Here is a 3,673-nt window from a genome sequence, read left to right as displayed (position 1 = left end):
TAATTAGTTTCTGTTAGCATGGGGGCCATAGTATATAGTATAATCGTATTAATTTTAAAAGTTGATTCAACTGATTATATTATTGATATAATAAAATCTAAAATAGCAAAATAAAAATATTTTGATGTTATATAGATAAATATAAATTTGTAGGTGAGTTTTGATATACTATATTAATATAGTGCGAATTTTATTTAACATCAAAATAGGCTAGTATATTACTAGTCTATTATTACACTCAACTCATCTTATATATTTAATTTACCTAACATCCAAGGGAAGTAATTATTAATTATATATACTAAAGGAACCTCTATGATAAGAAGTATAATTAATAATAGCGTTCCTCATAAAATTTTGTTAAAATCATTATTTAAAATAATTTGACATATTCGAATAATGTTTTGATTAGATACTTTGTTAAAGTTAATGTTACTTTTAGATTTGATAAGTATAAAATAAAATAGATTTGGATGACATAGCCATTGATATAAAATCAGTGGCTTTTTTACTTACTAGGGTATTATAACAGTCTTACGGTTGTGGATAAGTCATGTAAGTAAGTGATATTAACGACTTTAAAAATGTAAAAAGTATAATTTTGAGCAAGGTCGTTGCCTAAAATTTCACAACGCCCACACAGTGGCTTAAAGCGATAGCGAAGGCATCTTGTTGGCGACATGAGCGAAGCGAATTTTTTGCTATAATTAAGGGATAAATAATAATTTGATAGGAGAGTTTATATGAAAATAAGAGAATATAAATCAAGTGATTGTAATGAAATTGCTGATTTATTTTATAATACTGTTCATTGCATCAATGCAAAAGACTATACAGAGGATCAGTTAAATGTATGGGCCACAGGAAATATTCATATTGATGAGTGGAATGAATCTTTTTTAAATAACTACACAGTAATTGCAGAAGAAAATGGAATAATAATTGGTTTTGGTGATATTAATGATGGAGGTTATTTGGATAGATTATATGTACATAAGGATTACCAAAGTATTGGTGTCGCAACAGCAATTTGTGATAGATTAGAGAAAAAATATGAGGGAAAGTGTATTACAACTCACGCATCTATAACGGCAAAATTATTTTTTGAGAAGAGAGGGTATAGAGTAATAAAAAAACAATTTGTAGAAAGACATGGTGTGAGGCTAATAAATTATATAATGGAAAAATAGATAAATTCCAATTTGATAAGTATGTTTAATTCACCAATGTTATATATTTCGAACTAAGAAAGCATCAATCTAAGATGCTTTTTTTAGTATTAAAAGATATGGATATGTTGGACAATTATGAGATAAGTTTAACACAATAAGTTGAAATTTTGGAAAAAAGTTACAAAAATGTCATAAAAGTTACGAAAAAGTTACAAAAAATATTTTTAAAATATGTAAATTATGCTATACTATGTAACATAAAGTAATTAATTCCAATAGGATGTATACTTTTGTATAAATTTATATTTTGGAGGAGAATAAAATTATGAGTATAAGTAAAAATTACATAATGGCAGGAATGCTAGCTTCAGCACTTGTTGTACCACTATCAGATGTAACAGATTCTCATGCATCTGAAATAAGAGTAACTACGGCTAGAGTTCATTTTAGAACTGGAGCTGGTACAAATTATAGTTCTATGGGTGTATTAGATGAGGGAACAAAAGTTACTTATCTATCATCAAGTGGAAACTGGACAAAAGTCCAATATAATTCTAAAACTGGTTATATATGCAGTGATTACCTTGAAAAAGAACAATCAACTTCAACAACAAGCACTATGTATGTAACACCAGATGTTGGACTAAACGTAAGAAAAGGTCCAGGTACAAGTTATTCAAAAGTAACAACATTATCAAAAGGAACAGCAGTAACTGTACATTCAACAAGTGATGGATGGAGTAAAATAACAGCAAATGGAGTAGAAGGATATGTTTCAAGTCAATATTTAAGCAGTAAAAAACCATCTAGTTCAAATGGATCAACTTCAACAACAAGCACTATGTATGTAACACCAGATGTTGGACTAAACGTAAGAAAAGGTCCAGGTACAAGTTATTCAAAAATAACAAAATTATCAAAAGGAACAGCAGTAACTGTACATTCAACAAGTAATGGATGGAGTAAAATAACAGCAAATGGAGTAGAAGGATATGTTTCAAGTGAATACTTAAGCAGTACAAAACCATCTACTGGTTCATCAGATTCATCTAATTCATCTGGTTCAACTAGTTCATCAGTAAATGCAGTTTTAAACCTTGCAGCTAAGCAATTAGGGAAACCTTATGTTTGGGGAGCACAGGGACCAAGTTCATTTGACTGTTCAGGACTTACATACTATGTATATAAAAATGCAGCTGGCGTAACACTACCGAGAGTATCATCAGACCAAAGTCGATATGGTACTACTGTAAGTAAAAGTAACTTAAAAGCAGGAGACTTAGTATTCTTTGACACTAGTGGATCTAACAATGGCGCAGTATCACATGTTGGTATATATGTTGGAAATGGAGAGATGATTCACGCATCTTCATCAAAGGAGAAAATAGTACAAGTTAGTATAGAAACTTCTTACTGGAATAATGCATATGTAAGAGCAAAAAGAGTTTTATAATACTAACTATAAATTAGAAAGTGATTGATTATAAAGGACATATTAAATATGTATTGTACCCCAATTGTTGGACCAAGATTCTAACAGTTGGGGTACTTTTATGTAGATATAAAGAGCGTGATATGAAATTACAAGTGAGATAAAATGTAAATAAATATAATATATTTAAAATATTTATGATATTATTGAACTTGAAAAGGAATTAAACTGTTATTATAAAGCTGGAGCAACAAAAGTTTATCTTCTCCAAATAGGATAGTAGTAGGTTCAGTAGGGGTTAAATATGTTCCTAATAAAAATGTTGAGGTTTGCTATGGATTAAGTGAAAAGTCTGAGCGTAATGTATATATGACAGAAGCTGTTAAATCAATGTGTGAATGGGCATTAAAGTAAAATAGTGTTATAAGTATAATTGCTGAAACTGATTTAGAATACTTCTACATGCCCCAAAATAGGACAATACGAGAAAAAATACTTATTGATTTGGAAATTATTAACTTATATATTTTAGATGAGGAGTTTTATGAATATCAAGATGACTTAGAAGTGATGGTAAAGAACTATATTGTAGAACATATTGATGATTAATATGAGTATTTTTACGTATAAAAGAAATATTATACATTTAAGATAAGGGGGAAAAATGATAATAAGGATTACTTATGATAAAGGTATGAATGACGAATCATTTGTAAATATATATTGTCCAAATAGAATAAACATAAAACGAAAGAATTTGAAATCAAAATTCTTTGAATGGTATGATATCTTAGATAATGAAGAAAATGAATTAATTATAAAAATATCTGAAGAGATTGAAAGTAATGGCTTAGAAATTTATATGATTTATTGGATAAATAATTATTTATTAGATTACGATTATGGAGATAAAGCATATTTATTGAAAAATAATGAAAAATTTAGAAATAATTATGATATTAATGTAAATAAAAATTCAAAAAAGTGCAAAATTATAAATAAAATATAAATACAAATACTTAAAAAAAGGCGAAAAACCCATGTTCCATCAATCCGAAGCTGTTATCTC

Annotated in this window: 4 protein-coding genes; all 4 read left to right on the top strand. The window is 28.0% G+C overall.

What is annotated here, in order from left to right:
- Positions 1 to 743 precede the first annotated feature (743 nt).
- The 4 genes from QX51_RS05050 (at position 744) to QX51_RS05040 (ending at position 3,613) form a co-directional block, all read left to right on the top strand.
- Positions 744 to 1,190: a GNAT family N-acetyltransferase gene (locus tag QX51_RS05050; protein ID WP_039678815.1), complete on the top strand. Its 447-nt coding sequence runs from the start codon at positions 744 to 746 to the stop codon at positions 1,188 to 1,190.
- Between the two features lie 307 nt (positions 1,191 to 1,497).
- Entirely contained in the window at positions 1,498 to 2,625 is a 1,128-nt protein-coding gene (locus tag QX51_RS05045; protein ID WP_039678814.1) for a C40 family peptidase, read from the top strand.
- Between the two features lie 441 nt (positions 2,626 to 3,066).
- Positions 3,067 to 3,213, top strand: a complete 147-nt coding sequence (locus tag QX51_RS20575) for a hypothetical protein (RefSeq protein WP_161791902.1) — start codon at positions 3,067 to 3,069, stop codon at positions 3,211 to 3,213.
- A gap of 55 nt (positions 3,214 to 3,268) precedes the next feature.
- Positions 3,269 to 3,613: a hypothetical protein gene (locus QX51_RS05040; protein WP_039678813.1), complete on the top strand. Its 345-nt coding sequence runs from the start codon at positions 3,269 to 3,271 to the stop codon at positions 3,611 to 3,613.
- Positions 3,614 to 3,673 lie beyond the last annotated feature (60 nt).

Origin of the sequence: Terrisporobacter othiniensis (genome assembly GCF_000808015.1) — a bacterium.
GTDB lineage: Bacteria > Bacillota > Clostridia > Peptostreptococcales > Peptostreptococcaceae > Terrisporobacter > Terrisporobacter muris.
Note: the sequence above shows the minus strand (reverse complement) of the source record. Positions and strands in the feature narration are given on the sequence as shown.